Annotated in this window: 3 protein-coding genes; 1 reads left to right on the forward strand and 2 read right to left on the reverse strand. The window is 39.1% G+C overall.

Features of this window, described 5'->3' with window-relative positions; genetic code table 11:
- Positions 1 to 227: hypothetical protein (locus AB1414_18980; GenBank protein MEW6609497.1), on the forward strand; the 227-nt coding region annotated here is incomplete at its 5' end.
- A 621-nt stretch (positions 228 to 848) separates the two neighbouring features.
- On the opposite strand, the gene AB1414_18985 is transcribed toward AB1414_18980, so the two are convergent.
- Both AB1414_18985 and nhaD read right to left on the reverse strand, forming a co-directional pair.
- Positions 849 to 1,016 (reverse strand): hypothetical protein, encoded by a 168-nt coding sequence (locus tag AB1414_18985; protein ID MEW6609498.1) that lies wholly within the window; start codon positions 1,014 to 1,016, stop codon positions 849 to 851.
- Between the two features lie 130 nt (positions 1,017 to 1,146).
- Complete coding sequence (nhaD, locus tag AB1414_18990) at positions 1,147 to 2,427, reverse strand: sodium:proton antiporter NhaD (protein ID MEW6609499.1); 1,281 nt, start codon at positions 2,425 to 2,427, stop codon at positions 1,147 to 1,149.
- Positions 2,428 to 2,592: the final 165 nt, after the last annotated feature.

Below are 2,592 nucleotides of genomic sequence, written 5' to 3' on the forward strand. Positions count from 1 at the left end.
AAAAGATAAAAAAAGTAGAGTTGAGCACTACTCATTTACTTAAACCTGTATTCCCGGGGAGAGTCCTTAGAATTGTATATCAAGAATCTCAAGATATACTTATTTTTGGAGTATGGCTTGGGACTCGGGATGGAATAAAATGGAAAACTAAGATAGAATCTCTTCTAACTGGACAGGGTCAAACCGTGGCAAAAGAAAGTAAAGAGGAAATAGAAGAAGATAAATAGACGAGGACAAAATTAATTATGTGATATTAGAACGCAAGATTTTTCTTAGGATTGTAAGCGTTCAGGGTGTCCGTAAGGAAAAATGGAAAAGTAGGGAAAAAGGGGAAAAATATTAAAGAATTTCATTTCAAATTTTTGGAGTCCTCAATTCCTGAAGCTGTCAGGAACAGGTTTATTGAAGATTGTGTGCTTTGTCAGTATCATAGAATCGAAGATCAAGCGAAGCGTCTAAATCTGGGACTCCGTTAAAAAAAAAGGGTAACTATTCAGCCACAGAGACACAGAGTTCACAGAGAATTAAGGAAATTAGCCACAAATCGATACGAATTATAGCACTTATTAATCGAAATTTGACATAGATATGGCTATGAAATTCCAAATCACAAATTCCAAATTCCAATTAGTGAATTAGTAAATTAAGCGAATTAGCGAATTAGTAAAATCTAATCTCTAATTCACTAATCTCTAATTCGCTTTTTGGTATGTGGAATTTGGTGCTTATTTGAGATTTGGTGCTTGGGATTTGGGATTTTTCCCTTATCCACTCTGAGTAAAATTTTGACTAATAACTGCTATATTCCCTCTGTGTTCTCTGTGACTCTGTGGCTATATCCTGAACGGTTACTCTTTTCGAGCTCTCAAAACTGCTCTTTCATACACATCAAAACCTTGCCTGAAATTCTCAAATTCCTTATAATCAAGGACATCTGCCTCAATTGTTACAGGTTCTATCTCTTTATTGCCAAATTCATCCTCGCTCGATACCAAAATCTTCATTTTGTTTCTCATTTTACCTAACCCCCCCTCTTTTTTACATAGCCAGTTTTTGTTTTTACTGGATATATATATTATTGGAGGTTTTGCCATTTTTCTTTAAAACCTATTTCACAGGTCGATATTTTTCTGAGCTGTTCAAGTCTCAATGCAGGAGATTATACTGAATTAGATAAGCCACTATTCCGCAAAAATATCCAATAAAGGCAAGAGGACCAATACGGCTGGCATACCAGAAGAACTCGATTTTCTCTAAACCCATTGCCGCCACACCCGCCGCTGAACCGATTATTAAAATCGAACCTCCGGTACCGGTACAATAAGCCATAATTTCCCAAATAAGAGAGTCCTGCGGAAACTGACAAAGAGGATACATTCCCATAGAGGCCGCCACAAGAGGAATATTACCTACTATTGCTGAAGCAAACCCCACGATAATGACAATTAGAGCCTGACTACCGATTTTAGCATCAAGCCAATGCCCCAGAGCAGGAAGCATGCCATTTGCGGAAAGCGTAGCCACAGCAAGCAAAATGCCTATAAAGAATATAGCCGATGCCATATCAATTTTCTTAAGCGACCTGGTTAGGGTGAGACGCTCTTTTTCCTCATCAGACTTATGGCGATGCAGGATATTGCTGGTCAGCGAGACTATGCCAAGAGTAAACAGAATGCCAAGATACGGAGGTAAATGCGTTATTGTTTTGAATATCGGGACAAAAATCAAAGCACCTATACCAATAAAAAACATCAGGTTTTTCTCAAATTGCGAGATGTTTGTCGCTCTATCTTCTATATCATCTGGCGGCACAATGTTTCCCTTCAGGAAAAAAGAAATTATTATAAGAGGAACCACCAAATTGAGCATAGAAGGAAGCCATACAGCTTTTATAATATTAGCAGTGGAAATCTGTCCGCCTATCCAGAGCATAGTAGTGGTTATATCACCCATAGGACTCCATGCTCCACCTGCATTTGCCGCAATGACGATGATGCCCGCAAAAAAGAGTCTCTGCTTACGTTCCTTGAGCAATCGCTTCATTAAGGCAATCATCGCGATAGTTGTGGCCATATTATCGAGAATTGCTGATAGATAAAAAGTAATGAATCCGATAATCCAGAGCAGGCTTAAGAGTTTTTTTGCCTTAATCCGCGAGGTAATGACTTCAAACCCTCCATGGGAGTCAATTATTTCCACAATAGTCATAGCGCATATAAGAAAGAATACGACTGCCGCTGTTTCAGCCAAATTTTCGGTAAGCTGATGGTTTACGACTTCCACTCCAAGTGGGCTGGCAAAAGAATACAGTGTCCACATCAAGCCTGCGGCAAGCAGGGATATGGCAGATTTGTTAATCTTCAGCGAATATTCAAAGGCTATCATTGTGTAGGCAAGCACAAATACAACTGCAACCATAGTCATCATCATATAATTCTCCTGACAATAGGAAGTAGAGAGTAGAGAGTAGAGAGTAGAAAGTAAAGAAAACATCACTCCTCACGCCTATCTCCCTATCTCCCACCTTCTATCTCCTACCACTATTTTCATCCTCATTTGTGAGTCGCAGATTCATGAGCGTTTCCCCTGAAA

The organism is bacterium (assembly GCA_040755795.1).
GTDB lineage: Bacteria > UBA9089 > CG2-30-40-21 > CG2-30-40-21 > SBAY01 > JBFLXS01.

Bases quoted from the DNA above. Each gene is read 5' to 3' on its own strand.
- nhaD (MEW6609499.1), bottom strand. From the start codon at position 2,427: ATGATGACTATGGTTGCAGTTGTATTTGTGCTTGCCTACACAATGATA.
- AB1414_18985 (MEW6609498.1), bottom strand. From the start codon at position 1,016: ATGAGAAACAAAATGAAGATTTTGGTATCGAGCGAGGATGAATTTGGC.